This is a genomic window from Bacteroides sp. An279, from assembly GCF_002159615.1.
GTDB classification, from domain to species: domain Bacteria; phylum Bacteroidota; class Bacteroidia; order Bacteroidales; family Bacteroidaceae; genus Phocaeicola; species Phocaeicola intestinalis.
This window is the reverse complement of the sequence record NZ_NFJA01000020.1, coordinates 1-24,050: the sequence shown is the minus strand read 5'-3', so window position 1 is coordinate 24,050 and position 24,050 is coordinate 1. Positions and strand designations below refer to the sequence as shown.

Genomic DNA, 24,050 nt, shown 5'->3' with positions numbered 1-24,050 from the left:
TATTGAGATTGGAGGCTTTTTATCAAGAAAGATAGAGGTTTTATTTCTATCTTTGTCTTGGATTTTTTATATTGTAAACTATGTTACATTTTGAAAGTGATTATCTGGAAGGGGCGTATCCGCTTGTATTGGAGCGGTTGATGCAGACTAATATGGAACAGACACCGGGATATGGAACTGATGTGTATTGTGAGGCGGCACGTGAGAAAATACGGCTTGCGTGCGCTGCTCCCGAAGCGGAGGTACATTTTATGGTAGGCGGAACGCAGACCAATGCTACGCTGATAACAGCAATGCTTCGTCCGTATGAAGGTGTGATAGCTGCAGAGAGCGGACACATTAACCAGCATGAAGCCGGTGCTGTAGAGGCTGGCGGGCATAAAGTACTGGCTTTGCCACATGCTGAGGGTAAGCTTTCTGCTACGGATGTGAACCGCTATGTTACAGATTTTTATGCCAATCCCAGTTGGACGGCTATGGTAGCTCCCGGAATGGTGTATATTTCCCAGCCTACCGAATATGGGACTTTGTATACATTGGCAGAACTTCGGGCTTTGTCGGCTGTGTGCCGCAAGCATCACCTTCCTTTGTATATGGATGGTGCGCGTTTGGGTTATGCTCTTGCGGCTCATGGTAATGATGTGACACTGGAAACGATAGCTTCGCTTTGCGATGTGTTTTACATTGGTGGTACAAAGGTGGGTGCTTTGTTTGGCGAGGCTTTGGTGATGCCTCGTCCGGGTGCTATCCGCCAGTTGTCTTCCATTATCAAGCAAAGAGGGGTATTGTTGGCAAAAGGGCGTTTGCTCGGACTTCAGTTTGATACACTCTTTACCGACGGATTATACGAACGGATTGCCCGCAATGCCATTGTGATGGCGGACAAGATTGTATCGGCACTGAAGGAACGGGGATACCGGTTTCTGATTACTCCGCAGACCAACCAACTCTTCGTGGTATTGGAGAACGAACAATTGGCACGCCTTTCTGCCCAGGTCGGTATCGAGGTCTGGGAAAAAGTAGACGATACGCATACCGCGGTGCGCATAGCTACCAGCTGGGCGACACGAGAAGAAAACGTGGATGCATTGATTGGGAAGCTTTGAGGAATTAAGAATGAGGAATGAAGAATTCCATGCGGGCGCAGCGATTCTTCATTCCTCATTCTTCATTTATTTGTACCACGAGGCATACATCAGGTATCCGTTAGCTATCTTTTGGTTTAATTCCTTGCTTTGTGCAGGATTTACTTTCTTGATGAACTTTGCCGGAACGCCTCCCCAAAGGGTGTATGGTTCGATTATCGTGTTCGAAAGTACCAGAGCGCCGGCGGCTACGATGGCACCTTCGCCTACTATGGCATGGTCGAGCAGGGTGGCGCCCATACCGATGAGTGCTTTGTTGTGGATACATGCCCCGTGCAGGGTGACGTTATGTCCGATAGAAACATCATCGCCGATTTCTACGGTCGATTTCTCGTAAAGTGTGTGCAGGACGCTTCCGTCCTGGATGTTTACCCGGTTTCCGATGCGGATGCTATTGACATCTCCCCGCAGGACGGTATTGAACCAGATGCTGCAATCGTCTCCCATCACTACATCACCGATAATCGTGGCATTGTCGGCAAGGAAACAGTTGCTTCCCATTTTGGGAGTGAATCCTCTTACTGATTTGATTAAAGCCATATTTTCTTAAGTTTGAATGTTGCGATAAAAGGTTGTTTGCGGTTCTTCAGCCTTTTGCTCCAGCGGATGCACTTCGACCTATATGCGATAAGATTAATAATCTTCAAGCCGTAAGATTATTAATCTTGTCGGCGGTGCACTTATTTGCCTTGGCGGATGCACATATCTGCACCGCTTGGTGCAAATATGTGCATATGGTTCTGAAGATAATATCTGTATGCTTCAGGCGAGGGGAGAGGTGGCATTTTCCAGCCATGCAGCCTCTTCGGGTGCCAGCAGCGGTGCAAGTTCTTGATATACTTTCTGATGATAGGCATTTAGCCATGTTTTCTCCTCGGCTGTCATCATTTCGGGGCGGATGGGCTCTTTGTCTATCGGGCAGAGTGTCAATGGTTCGAACTTATAGAATTTACCGAACTCTGTAGTCTGGCTGGGGATGATGAGCATGGTGTTTTCGGTGCGCACACCGTACCGTCCAGACTTGTAAATGCCCGGTTCGTTGGTGAGGGTCATGCCGGGTTGGAGTAGGGCAGGGACGTGGTTCATTCGGATTTGATGAGGGCCTTCGTGAACGTTGAGGAAGTGTCCTACTCCGTGTCCGGTACCGTGTCCGTAATTGATACCTGCTTTCCACATAAACTGGCGGGCGAGTACATCGAGTTGTGTGCCACATGTGCCTTGTGGAAATTCGGCTTGCGACAAGGCGATGAAACCTTTCAACACCAGGGTGTAATCGATGCGTTGTGCGTCGGATACCGGTCCGAGGGCAATGGTGCGGGTTATGTCGGTTGTGCCGTCGGTATATTGTGCACCGCTATCCAAGAGCAGCAAGCCTTCAGGCTTCAGTGTAGATGCTGTTTCGGGGGTGGCTTCGTAATGGACAATGGCTCCATGTTCCTGGTAGCCAGCGATGGTATCGAAGCTGATGCCTTGGAACAGGTCTTGCTTCGAGCGGAATTCGTATAGTTTCTTATCAATACTGATTTCGGTTTCCGCTCCACTCTTTACGGCTTCCTTCAGCCACATCAGGAAGCGTACCATTGCTACTCCGTCGCGTTTCATTGCCTGATGGAAGCCCTCTATCTCGGTTTCGTTCTTGATGGCCTTCAACATACAGACGGGTGATGGACGGCAGATGACGGATGCGGCCGATTGTGCCGTACGGTATAGTGCGTAATTGGTCTCGGGCGAAAGCTGGATGCTCTTGCCGGTGAAATGCCGCAGGTCGTTTTCTATTTCTCCGTAATCTTTTGCCTGTACACCGTTTTCGGTGAGATAAGCGGTCAGTTCGGGGGTAAGTTTTTCACTCATTATATATAAGGTAGCATCTTGGCGGGTGATGAGCAGGTAGCTGATGAATACCGGATTGCAATGTACGTCATTTCCCCGCAGATTGAGTGTCCAGGCTATTTCGTCAAGAGCGGACAGGAGGATTCCGTCGGCCGGAGTTGCATCAATGCAGGCACGTATGGTTCTTAGCTTGTCGGATGCAGACGTTCCGGCATAAGTGAGTGGCAGAATAGAAAGGGGATTGCCGGGCAGGGCAGGGCGGTTTTTCCAAATGAGTCGGAACGGGTCATCGGTTGCTACCAGTTCCAGTCCATGTGTATCCAGTGCAGTGCGTAAGTCTTCTGTTTCTCCATAGCTGTTTACCCATCCGTCGATACCCACCTTGTCGTGCGGGTTCAGTACACTTCCCAGCCAGTCGGGGATAGATGGAGTTTCGGGCAGACGGTCTTTGAATAAAATGATGCCCGAGCCTTTCAACTGTTCTTCAGCCTGGAGGAAGTAACGCGAGTCGGTCCAAAGTCCTCCTTTATTATATAAGGTGATGACAGCGGTTCCTGCCGAACCTGTGAATCCGGAAATCCACTTGCGTGCCTCCCAGTATTGAGGCACGTATTCGCCCGCATGCGGGTCGGTGCTTGGGATGATGAATGCAGAAAGTCCTCTTTCTTGCATGAAAGCGCGTAAAGACGCTATTCGTTCGGTGATTCTTGTTTCCATACAGTAGCTTTCGTTTTAACGGTTAACAAAGTTACGATTTCTGTGGAATATACAATAAAATATGGTGGAAAGTTTTGTAAATAAAGAAAGTATGTGTAATTTTGCGCCGCGAATTGACTACGCAACATTTAATAACAATATAATCTTAATTTTAAAAACATGATTGTAGTACCAGTAAAAGAAGGCGAAAACATTGAAAAAGCGCTGAAGAAATTTAAAAGAAAATTTGAGAAAACAGGTGTTGTAAAAGAATTGAGACGCAGACAGCAGTACGACAAACCGTCTGTATTGAAGAGATTGAAGATGGAACGTGCTATTTACGTTCAAAAAATGCATCAGACAGAAGAATAATTCCGCAAAAATCTTTGAATAATTGAATTCTTTTTCATAAATTCGTTGCTGAGAACAAGAAAGGCGATATTTTTATGTTGAAGGAATCTTTTCTGAGGTATCTCCAGTTCGAGAAAAACTATTCTGACAAGACCATTGTCAGCTATGGTACAGACCTCTCGGAGTTTGAAGCATACTTCAAAGCGGTGGATGAGGCTTTGGATTTTACGGCTGTCGATTCGGACATTATCCGTGGATGGATGGTTTCATTGATGGATGAGGGGTATTCGGCATCGTCGGTAAACCGGAAGCTGAGTGCGCTGCGGTCGTTTTATCGCTATCTGTTGCGGGAGAATGTGGTTTCGGCAGATCCGATCCGGAAGGTTCAGGGGCCGAAAAAGAAGAAACCGCTTCCCGTATTTGTAAAAGAAGCTGATATGGACAGGTTGCTGGATGAGGAACCGGGTGACGATTTCGAGAGTGTCCGCAACAAGACGGTTATCGCAGTCTTTTATGAAACGGGTATCCGCGAGGCGGAGCTGATAGGTCTGAAAGACGGGGATGTGGATTTGTCTGCATGCCAGATAAAAGTGACAGGAAAGAGGAATAAGCAGCGTATTATCCCGTTCGGGGAAGGTTTGAAAGAAAGGCTGCTCCGTTATCTTTCGGCAAGAGAAGAATATTGGCACGGGGAATGTGAGGCGTTTTTCGTCCGTAAGGAAGGGAAAGCATTATATCCCAGTCTTGTTTATTTGTTGGTGAAACGCGATTTGTCGAAGGTCGTGACGTTGAAGAAAAGAAGCCCGCATGTGCTGAGGCATTCATTTGCGACGGCTATGCTGAATAATGAGGCAGGGCTGGAGTCGGTGAAGGAGCTTTTGGGACATGAGAGCCTGACCACTACCGAGGTCTATACGCATACGACTTTTGAAGAATTAAAAAAAGTTTATGAACAAGCTCATCCAAGAGCGTAAAAAAAAGGAGGTTTTTATGGAAGTAAGAATTCAATCCATTCATTTCGATGCATCTGAGAGACTGGAAGCTTTTATTCAGAAGAAAGCAGAGAAACTTGAAAGATTTTGCGATAATATAAAGAAAGTAGAGGTGTCTTTGAAGGTGGTAAAGCCGGAGACAGCTATGAATAAGGAAGCTGGCGTGCGCGTATTGGCGCTGAATACCGAGTTTTACGCAGAAAAAGTAAGTGATACATTTGAAGAATCGATAGACGTATGCATGGATGCATTGTCTAAGCAATTGCTGAAAGTAAAAGAAAAACAGCAAGGGAAATAAAAAAATCACGCTAAAAGTTTTGTGATTCAAAAAATATATCTAACTTTGCAGCCGCTAAGCCACGATAGATAGCCGCGTGGCTGCAAAGTTTAATCTTGCCTCTTTAGCTCAGTTGGCCAGAGCACGTGATTTGTAATCTCGGGGTCGTTGGTTCGAATCCGACAAGAGGCTCAGAAGAAAGAAAGTTGGGCAAATACCAGAGTGGCCAAATGGGGCAGACTGTAAATCTGCTGGCTTACGCCTTCGGTGGTTCGAATCCATCTTTGCCCACTGATTTTGCGGAAGTAGCTCAGTCGATAGAGCATTAGCCTTCCAAGCTGAGGGTCGCGGGTTTGAGTCCCGTCTTCCGCTCTTCTTTTCTTCTTTTGCTGTTATAGCTCAGCGGTAGAGCACTTCCTTGGTAAGGAAGAGGTCCCGGGTTCAAGTCCCGGTAACAGCTCGCGAATATGTAAAGCTGATTATTAATCAAAATAAATAAGTAAAGCTATGGCTAAAGAGAAATTTGAACGCACCAAACCCCATGTGAACATTGGTACGATTGGTCACGTAGACCACGGAAAAACAACTTTGACTGCTGCTATTACTAAGGTATTGGCAGAGAGAGGTTTCACTAAAGCTGACGAAATCAAGTCTTTCGATCAGATTGATAACGCTCCGGAAGAAAAGGAACGTGGTATTACTATCAATACTTCTCACGTAGAATATGAAACTGCAAATCGTCACTATGCACACGTAGACTGTCCGGGACACGCCGACTATGTGAAGAACATGGTAACTGGTGCTGCTCAGATGGATGGTGCGATCATCGTAGTTGCTGCAACTGATGGTCCGATGCCTCAGACTCGTGAACACATCCTGTTGGCTCGTCAGGTAAACGTTCCGCGTTTGGTTGTATTCTTGAACAAATGCGATATGGTTGATGACGAAGAAATGTTGGAACTGGTAGAAATGGAAATGCGCGAACTGCTGTCATTCTATGACTACGACGGTGACAATACTCCTATCATCCGTGGTTCTGCACTGGGTGCATTGAACGGCGTGAAGGAATGGGAAGACAAGGTTATCGAACTGATGGAAGCTGTTGACAACTGGATTCCTCTGCCTCCGCGTGATGTTGATAAACCGTTCTTGATGCCGGTTGAAGACGTATTCTCAATCACAGGTCGTGGTACTGTAGCTACCGGACGTATTGAAGCTGGTCGCGTAAAAGTAGGTGACGAAGTTGAAATCTTGGGTCTGGGTGAAGATAAGAAATCAGTTGTAACTGGTGTTGGAATGTTCCGCAAGATCTTGGATGAAGGCGAAGCTGGTGATAACGTAGGTCTGTTGCTCCGTGGTATCGACAAGAACGAAATCAAACGTGGTATGATTTTGTGTCACCCGGGCCAGGTTAAGGCTCACTCTAAGTTCAAAGCTGAGGTTTATATCCTGAAGAAAGAAGAAGGTGGTCGTCACACTCCGTTCCACAATCACTATCGTCCTCAGTTCTATCTGCGTACTATGGACTGTACAGGTGAAATTACTTTGCCGGAAGGAACAGACATGGTAATGCCGGGTGATAACGTAACTATCACTGTAGAATTGATTTACCCGGTTGCATTGAACGTAGGTTTGCGTTTCGCTATCCGTGAAGGTGGACGTACAGTAGGTGCAGGTCAGATTACTGAAATTCTTGACTAATTAAAGGAAATCATTGAATTAAGATAGATAGTTCCCGGATTCATTTTCGGGAACTATTTTTACGGGAATAGCTCAGTTGGTAGAGCATCGGTCTCCAAAACCGAGTGTCGGGAGTTCGAGTCTCTCTTCCCGTGCTAAATTTGAAAACTATGTTTAAAAAGATAACGAATTATTGTAAAGAATCTTACGACGAACTAGTCCATAAAGTATCTTGGCCTACTCGTAAAGAACTTTCTAGTAGTGCAGTAGTTGTTTTATATGCTTCCCTGCTTATTGCACTCGTTGTTTTTCTTATGGATTCTGCCTTCCAGTTCATTATGGAAGATGTTATCTATCCGCACTAATTAACAGTTGAAGAAAATGTCTGAGGTTGAAAAGAAATGGTACGTACTTCGTGCCGTGAGTGGTAAGGAAACCAAGGTGAAAGAGTATATCGAAGCAGAAATGCGGAATACGAACCTTGGCGAATACGTATCTCAGGTATTGATTCCTACGGAGAAAGTCTATCAGGTTCGCAATGGTAAGAAAATTGTGAAAGAGCGGACTTATCTTCCCGGTTATGTCTTGATAGAAGCTGCGTTGGTTGGTGAAGTGGCTCATCATTTGAGAAACATTACCAATGTAATCGGTTTCTTAGGAGGACTGGATCATCCGGTACCATTAAGACAATCGGAAGTAAATCGGATACTGGGTACGGTGGATGAACTGCAGGAGGCAAGTGAGGACACAAACATTCCTTATGTTGTAGGAGAAACAGTAAAGGTTTCTGTCGGACCGTTCAGCGGATTCAGTGGTGTCATTGAAGAAGTGAGTACGGAAAAGCGGAAATTGAAAGTGATGGTCAAAATATTCGGGCGGAAGACTCCGCTTGAGTTGGGCTTTACGGATGTGGAAAAGGAATAAGACATCTTGTTACGTGTCGTTATTCTATTCGTTAATCATTTATATTAAAAACTAAGAAAATGGCTAAAGAAGTTGCTGGACTAATCAAATTACAGATTAAAGGAGGCGCTGCAAATCCATCACCTCCCGTTGGACCTGCCTTGGGTTCGAAGGGTATCAACATTATGGAGTTTTGCAAGCAATTCAACGCCAGGACCCAGGACAAGGCAGGTAAGGTATTGCCTGTTATTATTACCTACTACACAGACAAGTCTTTTGACTTCGTAATCAAAACTCCTCCTGTGGCTATTCAGCTGCTTGAGGCTGCGAAGATTAAGAGTGGTTCTGCTGAGCCGAATCGTAAGAAAGTCGCTGAATTGACTTGGGATCAGATTCGTACAATCGCTCAGGATAAGTTGGTTGACTTGAACTGCTTTACTATTGAGGCTGCCATGACTATGGTAGCAGGAACAGCTAGAAGTATGGGTATCGCTGTAAAAGGTGACTTCCCGGGTAAATAACAAATAAACTTCAATTAATAATGGGTAAACTGACAAAAAATCAAAAGTTGGCTGCAGAAAAAATTGAAGCAGGGAAAGCATACTCACTGAAAGAAGCTTCGGAACTGGTAAAAGAAATTACTTTCGCCAAATTTGATTCTTCAGTTGATATCGACGTACGTTTAGGTGTGGATCCTCGTAAAGCTAACCAGATGGTAAGAGGTGTTGTATCTTTGCCTCATGGGACAGGTAAACAGGTTCGTGTGCTTGTATTGTGTACGCCGGATGCTGAAGCTGCTGCAAAAGAAGCTGGCGCTGACTATGTTGGTCTTGATGAATATATTGAAAAGATCAAGGGTGGATGGACAGATGTTGATGTAATCATCACAATGCCTTCTATCATGGGTAAGATCGGTGCTCTCGGTCGTGTACTTGGTCCTCGTGGATTGATGCCGAATCCGAAGAGCGGAACTGTGACTATGGATGTAGCTAAGGCTGTTAAGGAGGTTAAGCAAGGTAAGATTGACTTTAAGGTAGACAAGAGCGGTATCGTTCATACTTCTATCGGCAAGATTTCTTTCACTTCTGACCAAATCCGTGAAAATGCGAAAGAATTTATCGCTACTATCATCAAATTGAAACCGGCAGCAGCTAAGGGTACTTATATCAAGAGTATTTATCTTTCAAGTACTATGAGTAAGGGTATTAAAATCGACCCGAAATCAGTAGATGAAATACAATAAACTAAGGAGGAGTCATGAGAAAGGAAGATAAAGGCGTAATTATAGGTCAATTAGCTGATACCGTAAAGCAATTTGGACATTTCTACCTGGTAGATACTACAGCTATGGATGCTGCTGCTACCAGTGATTTGCGTAGAAAGTGCTATAAGGCCGGTATTAAGATGGTTGTTGTGAAGAATTCTTTGCTTCACAAGGCTTTGCTGAGCATGGAAGATGTTGATTATTCACCGTTATTCGATTCTTTGAAGGGTACTACGGCAGTCATGTTTACTGAGGTTGCCAATGTCCCGGCAAAATTGTTGAAAGAATACAAAGACGGTGTTCCTTCATTGAAAGCTGCATATGCAGAAGAAGGTTTCTATGTAGGAGCAGAACAACTCGATGCTTTGGCAACTATCAAGAGCAAGAACGAAGTCATTGCAGATATTATTGCTTTGTTGCAATCGCCTGCGAAGAATGTTATTTCTGCTCTTCAATCAGGTGGAAACACCATTCACGGCGTTCTTCAGACGCTTGCAGAACGTCCCGAATAACAACTTTAATATTTTTCAATTAGTAACAAACAATTAAATTCATACAAAAATGGCAGATTTGAAAGCTTTTGCAGAACAATTAGTTAACTTGACAGTAAAAGAAGTTAATGAACTTGCAACTATCCTTAAAGAAGAATATGGTATTGAACCTGCTGCAGCTGCTGTAGCTGTTGCTGCTGGTCCTGCTGCTGGTGCTGCTGCTGCAGCTGAAGAAAAAACTTCATTCGATGTAGTTTTGAAGAGCGCAGGTGCTGCTAAATTGCAGGTAGTTAAAGCAGTGAAAGAAGCTTGTGGTCTGGGTCTGAAAGAAGCAAAAGACTTGGTTGACGGAGCTCCTAGCACTGTAAAAGAAGGTTTGGCTAAAGACGAAGCTGAATCATTGAAGAAAACTTTGGAAGCTGCTGGAGCTGAAGTTGAACTCAAATAATATTTGCCTGTTTAACAGGTATTTCGGTTAAGAATCCTCATAGGAGGATTCTTAACCTTTTTGCGTCTACACAGGTTTTACTCCTGAAATTAATAAATTAACTCCATACAGATGTCTTCTAATACAAATAACCAACGAATTAATTTTGCTTCAATCAAGAATCCGATGAAGTATCCGGATTTCTTGGAAGTTCAGTTGAAGTCATTTCAAGACTTTTTGCAGTTGAATACACCGCCCGAGAAACGCAAGAACGACGGCTTGTATAAAGTTTTTGCTGAAAATTTCCCCATTGCGGATACGCGTAACAATTTCGTATTAGAGTTTCTCGATTATTATATCGACCCGCCTCACTATTCGATTGATGAATGTTTGGAGCGTGGGCTGACTTATAGTGTTCCTTTGAAGGCGAAGTTGAAGCTCTATTGTACCGATCCCGATCATGAAGACTTTGACACCGTTATTCAGGATGTGTATTTAGGTCCTATTCCCTATATGACTCCTAAAGGGACTTTTGTTATCAATGGAGCTGAACGTGTGGTTGTTTCTCAGTTGCATCGTTCTCCAGGTGTGTTCTTCGGTCAAAGTATCCATGCCAACGGGACTAAACTTTATTCTGCCCGTATTATTCCATTTAAAGGTTCATGGATTGAATTTGCAACAGACATTAATAATGTCATGTATGCTTACATCGACCGTAAAAAGAAATTACCAGTTACCACGCTGTTGCGCGCTGTTGGATTTGAGAATGACAAAGACATTCTTGAAATATTTAATCTCGCCGAAGACATAAAGGTGAACAAGGCCAATCTGAAGAAAATAATCGGACGTAAGTTGGCAGCGCGTGTATTGAAGACATGGACGGAAGACTTTGTAGATGAAGACACTGGTGAAGTAGTTTCTATTGAACGTAACGAAGTCGTTATTGACCGTGAAACGATTATTGAACCTGAGCATATTGATTTGATATTGGAATCGGGTGTTCAGAATATTCTGATTCATAACGAGGAAGCGAATGCTTCTGATTATTCCATCATCTTCAATACATTGCAGAAGGACCCGAGTAATTCGGAAAAGGAAGCGGTGTTGTATATTTATCGTCAGTTGCGTAATGCTGACCCTGCGGATGATGCGAGTGCACGTGAAGTAATCAATAATTTGTTCTTCTCGGAAAAGCGTTATGATTTAGGTGAAGTCGGCCGTTACCGAATCAACAAGAAGTTGAATTTGGATACGCCGATGGATGTCAAGGTTTTGACAAAACAAGATATTATCGAGATTATCAAGTATTTGATAGAATTGATTAACTCGAAAGCTGATGTGGATGATATCGACCATTTAAGTAACCGTCGTGTACGTACGGTAGGCGAACAATTGTCCAATCAGTTTGCCATCGGTTTGGCTCGTATGTCTCGTACGATTCGTGAACGTATGAATGTGCGCGATAATGAGGTGTTTACTCCGATAGACTTGATCAATGCGAAGACAATTTCGTCTGTAATCAATTCGTTCTTTGGTACGAATGCATTGTCACAGTTTATGGATCAGACCAACCCGCTGGCTGAAATTACTCATAAGCGTCGTCTGTCGGCATTAGGTCCTGGTGGTTTGTCGCGCGACCGTGCCGGATTTGAAGTGCGTGACGTACATTATACTCATTATGGCCGTTTGTGTCCTATTGAGACTCCTGAAGGACCGAATATCGGTTTGATTTCTTCTCTTTGTGTATATGCGAAGATTAACGACCTTGGATTTATTGTAACTCCGTATCGCAAGGTAGCTGATAGCAAAGTAGACCTTTCACCGGAAGGTATCGAATATTTGTCTGCCGAAGAAGAAGAAGATAAGATTATCGCACAGGGTAATGCGCCGTTGAATGATGACGGAACGTTTATCCGTGATAAGGTAAAAGCGCGTCGGGATGCAGATTATCCGGTGGTAACTCCCGATCAGGTGGAATTGATGGACGTTTCTCCACAGCAGATTGCCTCTATTGCTGCTTCGTTGATTCCTTTCTTGGAACACGATGACGCAAACCGTGCATTGATGGGATCGAACATGATGCGCCAGGCTGTGCCTTTGTTGCGTACAGAGGCTCCGATTGTAGGTACAGGTATTGAAAAGCAGCTGTGCGAAGATTCTCGTACACAGATTGCGGCTGAAGGAGATGGAGTCATTGAGTTTGTAGATGCTACTACTATTCGTGTATTATATGACCGTACCGAGGATGAAGAATTTGTAAGCTTCGAACCGGCATTGAAAGAATATCGTATTCCGAAATTCCGTAAGACCAACCAAAGCATGACTATTGACTTGCGTCCGATATGTAGCAAAGGACAGCGTGTGAAGAAAGGCGATATCTTAACGGAAGGATATTCTACGGCAAATGGCGAGTTGGCTTTAGGCAAGAACTTGCTGGTGGCTTATATGCCGTGGAAGGGATACAACTATGAGGATGCTATCGTATTGAATGAACGCATGGTGCGCGAAGATATTCTTACTTCTGTGCATGTGGATGAATATATCCTGGAAGTGCGTGAAACAAAACGAGGCATGGAGGAACTGACTTCGGATATTCCGAACGTGAGTGAGGAAGCTACTAAAGACTTGGATGAAAATGGTATCGTACGTATCGGTGCCCGTATTGAGCCGGGTGATATCCTGATTGGTAAGATTACTCCGAAAGGTGAATCGGACCCGTCGCCGGAAGAAAAACTGTTGCGTGCTATTTTCGGTGATAAGGCAGGTGATGTGAAAGATGCTTCACTGAAAGCTTCTCCTTCATTGCGTGGAGTAGTCATTGACAAGAAATTGTATTCTCGTGTTATTAAGACTCGTAGTGAGAAGAATGCTGACAAGCAGATTCTTCCAAAATTGAATGAAGAGTTTGAAGAAAAGGCTGCAGCTCTGAAAGAAATTCTTATAGAGAAGCTGTTGGTATTGACAGACGAGAAAGTTTCACAGGGTGTGAAAGACTATTTGGGTACAGAAGTAATTGCCAAAGGTGCGAAGTTTACCAAGCATGATTTGGAATCTTTGGACTATACGGTTGTCCAGTTAAGCAAGTGGACGGCAGATGCTCATAAGAACGATATGATTCGCGATTTGGTAATGAATTATCTGAAGAAATATAAAGAACTTGATGCCGAGTTGAAGCGTAAGAAGTTTGCTTTGACTATCGGTGATGAACTTCCTTCGGGTATTATCCAAATGGCAAAAGTATATATTGCAAAGAAACGTAAGATTGGTGTGGGTGATAAGATGGCAGGTCGTCACGGTAACAAAGGTATTGTATCGCGTGTAGTCCGTCAGGAGGATATGCCGTTCCTTGCTGATGGTACCCCGGTAGATATCGTATTGAACCCGTTGGGTGTGCCTTCTCGTATGAATATCGGTCAGATTTTTGAAGCTGTACTGGGACGTGCCGGTAAGGAATTGGGCGTGAAATTTGCTACTCCGATTTTTGACGGTGCTACTTTGGATGATTTGGACAAATGGACAGACAAGGCAGGCTTGCCACGTTATTGCAAGACATATTTGTATGATGGTGGTACAGGAGAACAGTTCGACCAGCCTGCTACAGTCGGTGTGACATATATGTTGAAATTAGGTCACATGGTAGAAGACAAGATGCATGCGCGTTCTATCGGTCCGTACTCTTTGATTACTCAACAGCCGCTTGGTGGTAAAGCACAGTTTGGTGGTCAGCGTTTCGGAGAAATGGAGGTTTGGGCAATTGAGGCATTCGGTGCGGCTCATGTCCTTCAGGAGATTCTGACCATTAAGTCGGATGATGTAGTAGGACGTTCGAAAGCATATGAAGCAATCGTAAAAGGCGAGCCGATGCCTACTCCGGGTATCCCTGAGTCTTTGAATGTGTTGTTGCATGAGCTGAGAGGTCTTTGCTTGAGTATTACATTGGAATAATAGTTAATTTTGAAATTAAGAAAGTATGGCTTTTAGAAAAGATACTAAGGTAAAAAGTAATTTCTCCAAAATTACGATTGGACTGGCATCACCCGAAGAAATCTTGGAAAATTCGTACGGTGAAGTGCTTAAGCCCGAAACTATCAATTACCGTACTTATAAGCCGGAACGTGACGGTTTGTTTTGCGAACGTATTTTCGGTCCGGTAAAAGACTACGAATGCCATTGCGGTAAATACAAACGTATCCGTTATAAAGGAATCGTGTGCGACCGATGCGGTGTGGAGGTGACAGAAAAGAAAGTGCGCCGTGAACGTAGCGGGCACATACAGCTGGTAGTTCCTGTAGCGCATATCTGGTATTTCCGTTCTTTGCCCAATAAGATAGGTTATTTGTTAGGTTTGCCTACCAAAAAACTGGATGCTGTAATTTATTACGAACGTTATATCGTTATTCAGCCGGGTGTAAAAGCTGAAGACGGTGTTAATCAATATGATTTGTTGTCTGAAGAAGAATATCTTGACATCATGGATACGCTTCCGAAGGACAACCAATACCTGGAAGATACCGATCCGAACAAGTTCATCGCCAAGATGGGTGCGGAAGCAATCTATGATTTGCTGATTCGTTTGGATTTGGATGCGCTTTCATACGAGTTGCGTCATAAAGCCAACAATGACTCTTCACAACAGCGCAAGAATGAAGCGTTGAAGCGTTTGCAGGTAGTTGAGTCTTTCCGTGCTTCTCGTGGACGTAATAAGCCGGAATGGATGATTGTGCGTATTGTGCCGGTTATCCCGCCCGAACTTCGTCCGTTGGTTCCGCTGGATGGTGGACGTTTTGCAACTTCCGATTTGAACGATTTGTATCGTCGTGTGATTATCCGTAACAACCGTTTGAAACGATTGATTGAAATCAAGGCGCCTGAAGTGATTTTGCGTAATGAGAAACGTATGTTACAGGAGGCGGTCGACTCGTTGTTTGATAATTCACGTAAATCAAGTGCGGTGAAAACCGATTCGAACCGTCCGTTGAAATCTTTGTCTGATAGCTTGAAAGGTAAGCAAGGACGTTTCCGTCAGAACTTGTTGGGTAAACGTGTCGACTATTCTGCACGTTCGGTTATCGTTGTAGGGCCGGAATTGAAGATGGGCGAATGCGGTATTCCGAAACTGATGGCCGCAGAATTGTATAAGCCGTTTATTATCCGTAAACTTATTGAGCGTGGTATAGTCAAGACCGTGAAATCGGCAAAGAAGATTGTCGACCGTAAGGAAGCGGTGATTTGGGATATCCTTGAGCATGTAATGAAAGGTCATCCGGTACTATTGAACCGTGCACCGACACTGCACCGTCTGGGTATTCAGGCATTCCAGCCGAAGATGATTGAAGGTAAGGCTATTCAGTTGCATCCATTGGCTTGTACGGCATTCAATGCTGACTTTGACGGTGACCAGATGGCTGTTCATTTGCCTTTAAGTAACGAAGCTGTATTGGAAGCCCAACTATTGATGCTTCAATCGCATAATATCTTGAATCCTGCCAATGGGGCGCCTATTACCGTGCCTGCACAGGATATGGTATTGGGACTCTATTATATTACCAAACTCCGTAAGGGAGCTAAAGGTGAAGGATTGATTTTCTACGGTCCGGAAGAAGCGATGATTGCTTATAATGAAGGAAAGGTGGACATTCATGCTATTATCAGTGTGGTGGCAAACGACCTTGACGAGAATGGCAACATTGTTAAGAAGATGATTAAGGAAACTTCTGTCGGCCGTGTCATTGTCAATGAGTTGGTTCCGGACGAATGCGGTTATCTGAATACCATTATTTCGAAAAAATCCTTGCGCGACATCATCAGCGATGTTATCAAGAAGGTCGGTGTGGCACGTGCCTGTGACTTCCTGGATGGCATCAAGAACCTGGGTTACCAGAAAGCATTTGAGGGAGGTTTGTCGTTTAACTTGGGCGATATCATCATTCCGAAGGAAAAAGAAGAACTTGTAAAACGCGGTAATGAAGAAATTGAACAAATCACGATGAACTATAATATGGGTTTCATTACCGATAACGAGCGTTATAATCAGGTTATCGATACATGGACTCACGTAAATAGTGATTTATCAGATATCTTGTATAAGACCATTAAGAACGATGACCAAGGTTTCAACTCTGTATTTATGATGTTGGATTCCGGTGCCCGTGGTTCTAAGGAACAGATCCGTCAGTTGTCTGGTATGCGTGGTTTGATGGCGAAGCCGCAGAAGGCAGGTGCCGAAGGCGCACAGATTATCGAAAACCCGATTCTTTCTAACTTTAAGGAAGGTCTTTCGGTGTTGGAGTACTTTATCTCTACCCACGGTGCCCGTAAAGGTCTTGCCGATACTGCATTGAAGACAGCCGATGCCGGATACTTGACCCGTCGTTTGGTTGACGTATCACACGATGTGATTATCAACGAAGAAGACTGCGGCACGTTGCGTGGATTGGTATGTACGGCATTGAAAAACAACGATGAAGTTATCGCTACATTATATGAACGTATTTTGGGACGTGTGTCTGTACACGATGTGATTCATCCTACTACCGGTAAGCTGATTGTGGCTTCGGGTGAGGAAATCACCGAAAGCATTGCCGAAGAAATTGAGAACTCTCCGATTGAGAGCGTAGAAATCCGTTCGGTATTGACTTGTGAATCGAAGAAAGGTGTTTGTGCAAAATGTTATGGACGTAACCTGGCTACCAGCCGTATGGTACAGAAAGGTGAAGCAGTGGGTGTCATTGCAGCACAGTCTATTGGTGAACCGGGTACTCAGTTGACTTTGCGTACCTTCCATGCCGGAGGTATCGCAGGCAATATGGCAGCAAATGCAAGTATTGTAGCAAAGAATGACGCACGTCTGGAATTTGAAGAATTGCGTACTGTAGATGCAGTAGAAGAAACTGGCGAACCTGTGAAGATTGTTGTAGGTCGGTTGGCCGAAGTCCGGTTTATCGATGTTAATACAGGCATTGTCTTGTCTACCCACAATGTACCTTACGGTTCTAAGTTGTATGCTTCGGATGGCGAAGTGGTAGAAAAGGGCAAGCTGATTGCGAAGTGGGACCCGTTCAACGCTGTAATCGTAACCGAGGTTTCAGGTAAGATTGCTTTCGAGTCGGTTATCGAAAACGTGACTTATAAAGTGGAATCCGATGAAGCTACCGGTTTGCGTGAAATCATCATTACTGAATCGAAAGATAAAAACAAGATACCTTCGTTGCATATTACCGATGAGAATGGCAACGAAATCCGTACTTATAACTTGCCGGTAGGTGGTCACGTGGTTGTAGAAGACAAACAGACCGTGAAGGCAGGTGATATCTTGGTGAAGATTCCGCGTGCCGTAGGTAAGGCGGGTGATATCACCGGTGGTTTGCCTCGTGTGACTGAGTTATTCGAAGCACGTAACCCGTCCAATCCTGCCGTAGTATCCGAAATCGACGGTGAGGTGACGATGGGTAAGATTAAACGTGGTAACCGTGAAATTATTGTGACTTCGAAGACGGGTGATGTAAAGAAGTACCTTGTTGCATTGTCTAAGCAGATTCTGGTACAGGAAAATGACTATGTACGTGCTGGTACACCGTTGTCCGATGGTGCCATTACGCCTGCCGACATCTTGGCTATCAAGGGACCTACGGCTGTACAGGAATACATCGTTAATGAAATCCAGGATGTGTACCGTCTGCAGGGTGTGAAGATTAACGACAAGCACTTTGAGATTATCGTACGCCAGATGATGCGTAAGGTACAGATTGACGAGCCGGGAGATACCCGTTTCTTGGAGCAACAGGTGGTAGACCGTCTGGAATTCAACGAAGAGAACGACCGTATCTGGGGCAAGAAAGTTGTGGTTGACGCAGGTGATTCGCAGAATCTCCAGCCGGGGCAGATTGTTACGGCACGTAAGTTGCGTGACGAGAACAGTATGCTGAAACGCCGCGACCTGAAACCGGTGGAAGTACGTGATGCTGTTCCGGCAACTTCTACGCAGATTCTGCAAGGTATTACCCGTGCCGCATTGCAGACTTCCAGCTTCATGTCGGCTGCATCCTTCCAGGAAACGACGAAGGTGCTCAACGAAGCTGCTATCAATGGTAAGGTAGACCGTTTGGAAGGTATGAAGGAAAATGTGATTTGCGGTCACTTGATTCCTGCAGGTACCGGACAGCGCGAGTTCGATAAGATTATTGTAGGTTCGAAAGAAGAATACGACCGTATCCTTGCCAACAAGAAAAATGTGCTCGACTATAACGAAGTAGAATAATCATTATCTCTTTGGTGTTTATCATAGAAAGCTCCCGCCCGTCAAGGGTCGGGAGCTTTTTTATCCATGCGTTTTTCCCTCTGCTTGCTTTTGAAGTCTGAGGGAAATGGCTAACTTTGTGGACGGATAAACTTGAGGCTATGGATATATTCCTTATCATATTAGGTGTCATTTGTCTGGTGGTGGGTATGCTGGGGTGTGTGCTTCCGTTACTTCCCGGACCTCCGCTTGCCTATGTCGGCATGTTGCTGTTTCATTTCACCGGTCGGTTGCAGTTTACTCCGGTGCAGTTGGTTGTGTGGGCTGTATTGGTTGTTCTGGTGCAGGTGCTCGATTACGTGATACCGATGTTGGGGACGAAGTATGCCGGAGGCACCAAATGGGGCAATTGGGGATGTGTCATCGGTACGGTAGCAGGCTTGTTCTTTCCGCCTTGGGGAATCATCTTCGGACCCTTCTTCGGAGCGGTCATTGGTGAGTTGGTGGGAGACAAGAACCTGAAAGATGCCTTGCGCTCCGGGTTCGGCTCTTTGGCGGGCTTCTTGTTCGGAACAGTTGTCAAGCTGGCATTGTGCGGTTATTTCGTTTGGCAATTCCTTGCAGCCTTCTGAGTTTGTTGGAGGATGGTCAGTCAGAAATGAAATGCGAATATTTCTAAGCCTGTACACATGGCGGTGCGGGCTGGGAGTTAGATGCCAATACCTCTTGCATTGTTTTTGGATGCGGCAGCTTGTGTCGCCCGATGCGGTTAGCTGCTTTCCTGTCAGCATCTATCTGCGTTTTCAGTCCTCTATAGTCAGTACTGCTGTCCTGATAGGTCAGGACTGCAGTACTGGCTGGGAGGACTGGGAAGAGGAGCAGGATGTGTCGGGCGAAGCAAGCTTTTGCGTTGTCGGATGAGGTTTATTGGCAGAAGGGATAAATATGATGAACTGTTGTGTTCCAGCGTATTGAATTGTAAATCCTGTATGGTGGATTTTAAAAAATTGTTATACCTTTGCAGGCATAAAAGGACAAGCCATGAAACCGAATGCCGTAACCTGCCTATTGTTGATTTTCTGTGTGATGAACCTGTTCTTCGGCTGCTCTCAGCGGAAAGCCGCCCCTTTGCCCGAACTGGAGCGGGCGGAAGCGGTGATGTTCGACCATCCCGACAGTGCCTTGCGTATTTTAGAATCTATGCCCATGCCTACGGATAAGGAGCAGCATGCTTTGTGGTGTCTGTTGGTGACGCAAGCGAAATACAAGCAATATCTTCCTATTCCTTCTGATTCGTTGATTCGAATAGCGTACGATTATTATAAGCCTACGGATGATGCGCGACGTAAAACGATGGCGGCACTCTATATGGGTGAGATAAACTATGATTTACGAAAATCTGAAGATGCTTTTGTCTTTTATACAGAAGCTGTTTCTAATGTGCAAAGTGTGACCGATTATAGATTAGGATATTTAGTTATGGTTGGAATAGGTAATGTATATCTTTTTTGTGGATTAACTAATGAAGCATTTGAGGCATGTCAAAAGGCGTATGACTATGCTTTACAAGCCTCTTATAAACGTTACGAGATGGGGGCTTTAAATCTTTTGGCAAGATGTTATATATCGAAAAAAGATTTTGATAATGCTATATTATATTATAAACGTGCGATTGAATTGGCCGATAGTTTGGGTTTGGTTGGCTTTAGTTATTCTGCAAAGGGGGAATTGGCAAGTGTTTATTCAGTTTTAGGGCAGTATAATAAATCATTGTCTTTAGAGAAAGAGGTGCTATGCAATGATAATCCTTCGTTGCCTCAGGTCTATTATGCAATGGGGCTAAACTATAAAAAATTAAATCAATTAGATTCCGCTTATTATTATTTGATAGAGGCTTTAAAAACATCAAATATTTATACTCGAAGTGCTGTTTACAATGTTTTATATGAATTGAGTGCGGAGCCTCCTTTTCAGAAATATTCGAGGATGTATAGTGATTCGATGTTATTTTATATGGATTCTATTTATGAAATAGATAAGAGTAAGGAAATCATCGCTTACAAAGAAAAATACGAAAATGAAAAGTTGATAACCCAAAACCAGCAGTTGGAACTGGAAAAGGCTTATACTTTCCGTTTGCTTCTCTTGTTGGTTATTGTAATCTTAGTTCTGATCTATTTCTATCAGCGGCGGAAAATAGCCATACACGAAAAGGAAGAGGAACTGAACCGCTTGGGCTTGCGGCTTCACGAGCATGAATCGCTGATGGACCGGAACAACGCTTACATTGCGGAACTGGAAGCGCAGATAGCCGAGGGGCGTGAGGCTTCGGACCAGTTGGGTGAGCAAGAGGAAACGCTTGCCTCCCTACGTAAGGCAAACGATTCCTTGCGCCGTGATGCGGACCGCTTGCGTAAGGAAATGGAGAAGCTCCGCCTCCCTTCGGAAGAGTCGGTCGGTACGGAACGCATCGCCGCAGAACTTCGCCAGACCAGGCAGGAGAACGAGGAGCTCCGCATCCGCATGCTGGAACGATACCCCGAGCTTTCCTCCCTCCATGCCCATCCGGTGTACCTTCAGGCGGAAGGCATGTCACGGCTCCGCCAGATATGCGATACGGTGTACGGGGGCTTTTGCTGGCGTCTCTCGCAATCCGTCCCTTCGCTGAGCGAGTACGAGGTGGAGCTGTGCTGCCTGATCAAGCTCCGCTTCACCGTCGGTGAGATAGCCGCCCTGCTGGGCATTTCCCCTTCCTCGGTCTCTACCAGCAAGCACCGTGTGAAGAAGAAAATCTATTCGTGCCTCGGCATCACGGACAAGAAGAGCCTGGACTTATGGGTTTGGGAAGCCTGAACATGCCGCATCTGTATAGATTCGGCTTTCCTTAAAATTTGTAATCCGTTTATTATAAGCCGTTTATAGGAGTGGTGCTGTATAGATGGATTTCTTGTTTCATCGGATAATAGTCTTTAACTTTGCGCCAAACAAAACAAAAACAATCGACTGAAATGAGACAGATTTTATTCTTTTTGCTGTGTCTGTGCGCGGCATCCATCCTTCCGGCGCAGACCTACACGGGCAAGGTAACGGACGAGAAAAGCCAGCCCTTACCTTACACCAATGTAGTGTTGTTATCCCTTCCCGATTCCGCTTTCGTGACGGGAACGGTAAGTGATGAATCGGGTGCTTTCACCTTGCGTAGCGAGAAACCGAACCTGTTGCTCCGTGTTTCCTCCATCGGTTATACTACTATATATAATAAGGTAGAGAGATCGGACTTGGGAACGATTCAGCTTTTGCCCGATGCACAGCTGTTGGGCGAAGTGGTAGTAAAGGGCGATTTGCCCAAAGTGCAGTTAAAAGGTGATGCGCAGGTGACGAATGTGACGGGCACTATCTTGGAGAAGGCAGGTACGGGCAATGACTTGCTGAGCAAGCTTCCGGGCGTATCGGCGGAAGAAGGTACGGTAAACGTGTTCGGTTCGGGTGCGGCTGAAATCTACATCAACGGACGCAAGATGCGCAACGCTTCGGAACTGGACCAGCTTTCATCGGATAACGTAAAGCGTGTAGAGGTGGTACGCAATCCCGGTGCACGTTATGACGCAACGGTGAAAGCCGTGGTGCGCATCTATACCAAGAAGGCGCAGGGCGAAGGTTTCGGATTCAACAACCGTTTCCTCACCCGTTATTACTATGGCTGGAATGTGCTTGACCAGTTTAACTTTAACTATCGCAAGGGCGGGTTCGACCTGAGCGGCATGCTCTTCGGTTCGAAAACCGAGGGTGAAGACAACAAGACAGGGGTTTTTGAAACATTCCTCGATAATACGTGGCGGCAGGAGAGTTCCATTTCTACAACAGGAGGCTCCCGGAATATCTCTACCATGCTTTCACTCAATTACCAGTTCAACGAGAATCATTCAGCCGGTGCGCGTTACGACTTCAACCGTACGCCCAAGGACTGGTGGAATATCAATATGTACTCGCAAGTGTTCCGAGACGGTGCGCTTTATGAAGAGAACACCAGCCGGGGTTGGCAGAGGACTCCGGCTACTACCCACTCCTTTAATGCTTATTACAACGGTCAGGCAGGCGACTGGAACATTGACTTCAATGCCGACGGCATGTGGTCATACAGCAAGACGTTGCAGGATATGACCGAAGAATATACCCCCATCGGCGAAGCCTTGCAGGAGCAGAACGTCACCAGCTACAACAAGGACGAGAACACGCTCTATGCCGCCAAGCTTATCATCAGCCGTCCCCTGTGGGACGGAAACCTGTCTTTCGGCGGGGAATATACCTATACCGACCATACGAATACCTATATCAACGACCAGGGCATTTTGGATGACGACCACAGCAATATCCGCGAGAACGCCGCTTCTGCCTTTCTGGAGTACAGCCGCAGTTTCGGCAAGCTGCAGGCTCATATAGGCGTGCGTTACGAGCACTTGGCATCCGACTATTATGAGAATGAAATCCTTGTGGACGAGCAGAGCCGTACGTATGACAATGTGTTCCCTACGTTTGCGCTTTCTCTTCCTGTGGGCAAGACGCAGCTTTCGTTGAGTTATACGGGCAGTATCTACCGTCCGACTTATTACATGCTGCGCAGCAACATCACCTATGCCAACCGTTATACTTACGAGAGTGGCAATCCGTTGCTCCGTCCTTCCATCATCAACCGCCTGTCATTGGACGCCTCTTGGAAGTGGATTTACTTCAATGCCCGCTATACACATACCAAAGACGCCATTGTGAACTTGGGCGGTACCTATTCGGAAGACGAGCCTAACATCATGCTGCTAAGCTACTTTAATAAGTATGATTCAGATAAAATCTACGCCACGCTCAGCTTCTCGCCTACCATCGGCATCTGGTCGCCCCAATTCACGCTGATGTACCTTCAGCAATGGTATATGGTGGATATGCCCGACGGCACACGCAAGAACTTCAACCACCCCATGGGCAGCTTCAGCTGGCGCAACAATTTCCGTCTGCCTTGGGAACTGCTGTTGGATGTAGACGCATCGCTCGATACACCCGGTGATAATGAAAACGGTCACGTCAGCGAAGTAGGCTGGGCACTTAACGTCAGCCTGCGCAAAGCTTTTTTCAATGAACGCCTCAGTTTGCAGCTGCAAGGTATAGACTTGTTTAATTCCCGTAACGCATGGGGCACGATATATGGCGGCAATCGCTTAATAACCATTGATCAAGAATCGCGCCGCTATTTCACGCTTACTTTGCGCTACAAATTCAATGCCACAAAGAGCAAGTACAAAGGCACGGGTGCAGGACAGGAGCAGCGGAGCCGCATGTGATTTTGAGTTCTTGAGTTTTTAAGTTTCTCTGATGCTTAACTCAAGAACTTACGAACTTAAGAACTAAAAAACTTACAAACTAACCTACAGGCTGTTGATTTCTTCTTCGGACAATCCGCTGCATTCAGCAATTATGCTGATTGCAACTCCTTTAGCCTTCAGGCTTTGTGCCATTTCAATTGCTTTTTTCTTTGCTCCTTTTTCAATACCGATTTTTTCTCCTTCTTTCAGTCCTTCCTTGCGTCCTTCTTTCAGTCCTTCCTTGCGTCCTTCTTCCTTCGATTTAATTTTCGCAGTATCAATGGTATTTTTCCAGTCGCGGTAGATTTTCAGGCTTTCTTCGTAGCTGTCGTATTCGGTCTTGGTGAACTTGGCAATCTCAGCGGCTTCGAAGAGTTTGGTGAAGATGCGTTCCTGCAGGGCTTTGG

20 protein-coding genes and 5 tRNA genes are annotated in these 24,050 nt (G+C 45.3%); 22 read left to right on the top strand and 3 right to left on the bottom strand.

What is annotated here, in order from left to right; all coding sequences use genetic code 11:
- Positions 1-80: 80 nt before the first annotated feature.
- Positions 81-1,106 carry a threonine aldolase family protein gene (locus B5F78_RS05515; RefSeq protein ID WP_087406227.1) on the top strand — a complete coding sequence of 342 codons (1,026 nt, stop codon included), beginning with the start codon at positions 81-83 and terminating at the stop codon, positions 1,104-1,106.
- A gap of 66 nt (positions 1,107-1,172) precedes the next feature.
- Here B5F78_RS05515 and B5F78_RS05510 read toward each other — a convergent pair whose 3' ends face one another.
- Together B5F78_RS05510 and B5F78_RS05505 are read right to left on the bottom strand one after the other, a co-directional pair.
- A complete protein-coding gene (locus tag B5F78_RS05510) occupies positions 1,173-1,685 on the bottom strand; it encodes a gamma carbonic anhydrase family protein (protein ID WP_022040137.1) in 513 nt (170 codons plus the stop codon).
- Between the two features lie 222 nt (positions 1,686-1,907).
- On the bottom strand, positions 1,908-3,692 hold the full coding sequence (locus B5F78_RS05505) for an aminopeptidase P family protein (RefSeq protein WP_087406226.1): 1,785 nt from the start codon (positions 3,690-3,692) through the stop codon (positions 1,908-1,910).
- Positions 3,693-3,851: 159 nt separating this feature from the next.
- Here B5F78_RS05505 and rpsU point away from each other — a divergent pair, with 159 nt between their 5' ends.
- The 21 genes from rpsU (at position 3,852) to B5F78_RS05405 (ending at position 23,622) form a co-directional block, all read left to right on the top strand.
- Complete coding sequence (gene rpsU / locus B5F78_RS05500) at positions 3,852-4,043, top strand: 30S ribosomal protein S21 (RefSeq protein WP_087211334.1); 192 nt, start codon at positions 3,852-3,854, stop codon at positions 4,041-4,043.
- A 74-nt stretch (positions 4,044-4,117) separates the two neighbouring features.
- Positions 4,118-4,996 (top strand): tyrosine-type recombinase/integrase, encoded by an 879-nt coding sequence (locus tag B5F78_RS05495; protein ID WP_087211336.1) that lies wholly within the window; start codon positions 4,118-4,120, stop codon positions 4,994-4,996.
- A gap of 16 nt (positions 4,997-5,012) precedes the next feature.
- Positions 5,013-5,312 (top strand): ribosome hibernation-promoting factor, HPF/YfiA family, encoded by a 300-nt coding sequence (hpf, locus tag B5F78_RS05490; protein ID WP_087211356.1) that lies wholly within the window; start codon positions 5,013-5,015, stop codon positions 5,310-5,312.
- A 97-nt stretch (positions 5,313-5,409) separates the two neighbouring features.
- A tRNA-Thr gene (locus B5F78_RS05485) sits at positions 5,410-5,483 on the top strand.
- Between the two features lie 16 nt (positions 5,484-5,499).
- Positions 5,500-5,582, top strand: a tRNA-Tyr gene (locus B5F78_RS05480).
- Between the two features lie 8 nt (positions 5,583-5,590).
- Positions 5,591-5,663 (top strand) — tRNA-Gly (locus B5F78_RS05475).
- 16 nt (positions 5,664-5,679) lie between these two features.
- Positions 5,680-5,751, top strand: a tRNA-Thr gene (locus B5F78_RS05470).
- A gap of 47 nt (positions 5,752-5,798) precedes the next feature.
- Positions 5,799-6,992, top strand: a complete 1,194-nt coding sequence (gene tuf / locus B5F78_RS05465) for an elongation factor Tu (protein ID WP_087406225.1) — start codon at positions 5,799-5,801, stop codon at positions 6,990-6,992.
- A gap of 61 nt (positions 6,993-7,053) precedes the next feature.
- Positions 7,054-7,126, top strand: a tRNA-Trp gene (locus B5F78_RS05460).
- Between the two features lie 15 nt (positions 7,127-7,141).
- Positions 7,142-7,336, top strand: a complete 195-nt coding sequence (gene secE / locus B5F78_RS05455; protein WP_022040815.1) for a preprotein translocase subunit SecE — start codon at positions 7,142-7,144, stop codon at positions 7,334-7,336.
- Positions 7,337-7,352: 16 nt separating this feature from the next.
- Complete coding sequence (gene nusG, locus B5F78_RS05450; RefSeq protein ID WP_022040816.1) at positions 7,353-7,895, top strand: transcription termination/antitermination protein NusG; 543 nt, start codon at positions 7,353-7,355, stop codon at positions 7,893-7,895.
- A gap of 59 nt (positions 7,896-7,954) precedes the next feature.
- Positions 7,955-8,395: a 50S ribosomal protein L11 gene (rplK, locus tag B5F78_RS05445; protein WP_022040817.1), complete on the top strand. Its 441-nt coding sequence runs from the start codon at positions 7,955-7,957 to the stop codon at positions 8,393-8,395.
- A 20-nt stretch (positions 8,396-8,415) separates the two neighbouring features.
- Complete coding sequence (gene rplA, locus B5F78_RS05440; protein WP_022040818.1) at positions 8,416-9,117, top strand: 50S ribosomal protein L1; 702 nt, start codon at positions 8,416-8,418, stop codon at positions 9,115-9,117.
- Positions 9,118-9,131: 14 nt separating this feature from the next.
- Positions 9,132-9,650: a 50S ribosomal protein L10 gene (gene rplJ / locus B5F78_RS05435; protein ID WP_087406224.1), complete on the top strand. Its 519-nt coding sequence runs from the start codon at positions 9,132-9,134 to the stop codon at positions 9,648-9,650.
- Between the two features lie 49 nt (positions 9,651-9,699).
- Positions 9,700-10,077: a 50S ribosomal protein L7/L12 gene (gene rplL / locus B5F78_RS05430; RefSeq protein WP_022040820.1), complete on the top strand. Its 378-nt coding sequence runs from the start codon at positions 9,700-9,702 to the stop codon at positions 10,075-10,077.
- Between the two features lie 111 nt (positions 10,078-10,188).
- Entirely contained in the window at positions 10,189-14,001 is a 3,813-nt protein-coding gene (gene rpoB, locus B5F78_RS05425) for a DNA-directed RNA polymerase subunit beta (protein WP_022040821.1), read from the top strand.
- Positions 14,002-14,026: 25 nt separating this feature from the next.
- Positions 14,027-18,313, top strand: a complete 4,287-nt coding sequence (rpoC, locus tag B5F78_RS05420; RefSeq protein WP_087406223.1) for a DNA-directed RNA polymerase subunit beta' — start codon at positions 14,027-14,029, stop codon at positions 18,311-18,313.
- A gap of 140 nt (positions 18,314-18,453) precedes the next feature.
- Positions 18,454-18,924, top strand: coding sequence for a DUF456 domain-containing protein (locus B5F78_RS05415; RefSeq protein WP_087406222.1), 471 nt, complete (start codon positions 18,454-18,456; stop codon positions 18,922-18,924).
- 31 nt (positions 18,925-18,955) lie between these two features.
- Positions 18,956-19,213 carry a hypothetical protein gene (locus tag B5F78_RS16775; RefSeq protein ID WP_140400044.1) on the top strand — a complete coding sequence of 86 codons (258 nt, stop codon included), beginning with the start codon at positions 18,956-18,958 and terminating at the stop codon, positions 19,211-19,213.
- 120 nt (positions 19,214-19,333) lie between these two features.
- Positions 19,334-21,145, top strand: coding sequence for a tetratricopeptide repeat protein (locus tag B5F78_RS05410; RefSeq protein ID WP_087406221.1), 1,812 nt, complete (start codon positions 19,334-19,336; stop codon positions 21,143-21,145).
- 155 nt (positions 21,146-21,300) lie between these two features.
- On the top strand, positions 21,301-23,622 hold the full coding sequence (locus B5F78_RS05405; RefSeq protein ID WP_087406220.1) for an outer membrane beta-barrel protein: 2,322 nt from the start codon (positions 21,301-21,303) through the stop codon (positions 23,620-23,622).
- Between the two features lie 84 nt (positions 23,623-23,706).
- Here the strand turns inward: B5F78_RS05405 and B5F78_RS05400 are convergent.
- Positions 23,707-24,050 (bottom strand): PD-(D/E)XK nuclease family transposase (locus B5F78_RS05400; protein WP_204502626.1); only part of this gene is annotated, 344 nt, incomplete at its 5' end.

Coding starts and splice junctions, on each gene's coding strand:
- B5F78_RS05515 (WP_087406227.1), top strand. CDS start 81: ATGTTACATTTTGAAAGTGATTATCTGGAAGGGGCGTATCCGCTTGTA.
- B5F78_RS05510 (WP_022040137.1), bottom strand. CDS start 1,685: ATGGCTTTAATCAAATCAGTAAGAGGATTCACTCCCAAAATGGGAAGC.
- B5F78_RS05505 (WP_087406226.1), bottom strand. CDS start 3,692: ATGGAAACAAGAATCACCGAACGAATAGCGTCTTTACGCGCTTTCATG.
- rpsU (WP_087211334.1), top strand. CDS start 3,852: ATGATTGTAGTACCAGTAAAAGAAGGCGAAAACATTGAAAAAGCGCTG.
- B5F78_RS05495 (WP_087211336.1), top strand. CDS start 4,118: ATGTTGAAGGAATCTTTTCTGAGGTATCTCCAGTTCGAGAAAAACTAT.
- hpf (WP_087211356.1), top strand. CDS start 5,013: ATGGAAGTAAGAATTCAATCCATTCATTTCGATGCATCTGAGAGACTG.
- tuf (WP_087406225.1), top strand. CDS start 5,799: ATGGCTAAAGAGAAATTTGAACGCACCAAACCCCATGTGAACATTGGT.
- secE (WP_022040815.1), top strand. CDS start 7,142: ATGTTTAAAAAGATAACGAATTATTGTAAAGAATCTTACGACGAACTA.
- nusG (WP_022040816.1), top strand. CDS start 7,353: ATGTCTGAGGTTGAAAAGAAATGGTACGTACTTCGTGCCGTGAGTGGT.
- rplK (WP_022040817.1), top strand. CDS start 7,955: ATGGCTAAAGAAGTTGCTGGACTAATCAAATTACAGATTAAAGGAGGC.
- rplA (WP_022040818.1), top strand. CDS start 8,416: ATGGGTAAACTGACAAAAAATCAAAAGTTGGCTGCAGAAAAAATTGAA.
- rplJ (WP_087406224.1), top strand. CDS start 9,132: ATGAGAAAGGAAGATAAAGGCGTAATTATAGGTCAATTAGCTGATACC.
- rplL (WP_022040820.1), top strand. CDS start 9,700: ATGGCAGATTTGAAAGCTTTTGCAGAACAATTAGTTAACTTGACAGTA.
- rpoB (WP_022040821.1), top strand. CDS start 10,189: ATGTCTTCTAATACAAATAACCAACGAATTAATTTTGCTTCAATCAAG.
- rpoC (WP_087406223.1), top strand. CDS start 14,027: ATGGCTTTTAGAAAAGATACTAAGGTAAAAAGTAATTTCTCCAAAATT.
- B5F78_RS05415 (WP_087406222.1), top strand. CDS start 18,454: ATGGATATATTCCTTATCATATTAGGTGTCATTTGTCTGGTGGTGGGT.
- B5F78_RS16775 (WP_140400044.1), top strand. CDS start 18,956: ATGCGAATATTTCTAAGCCTGTACACATGGCGGTGCGGGCTGGGAGTT.
- B5F78_RS05410 (WP_087406221.1), top strand. CDS start 19,334: ATGAAACCGAATGCCGTAACCTGCCTATTGTTGATTTTCTGTGTGATG.
- B5F78_RS05405 (WP_087406220.1), top strand. CDS start 21,301: ATGAGACAGATTTTATTCTTTTTGCTGTGTCTGTGCGCGGCATCCATC.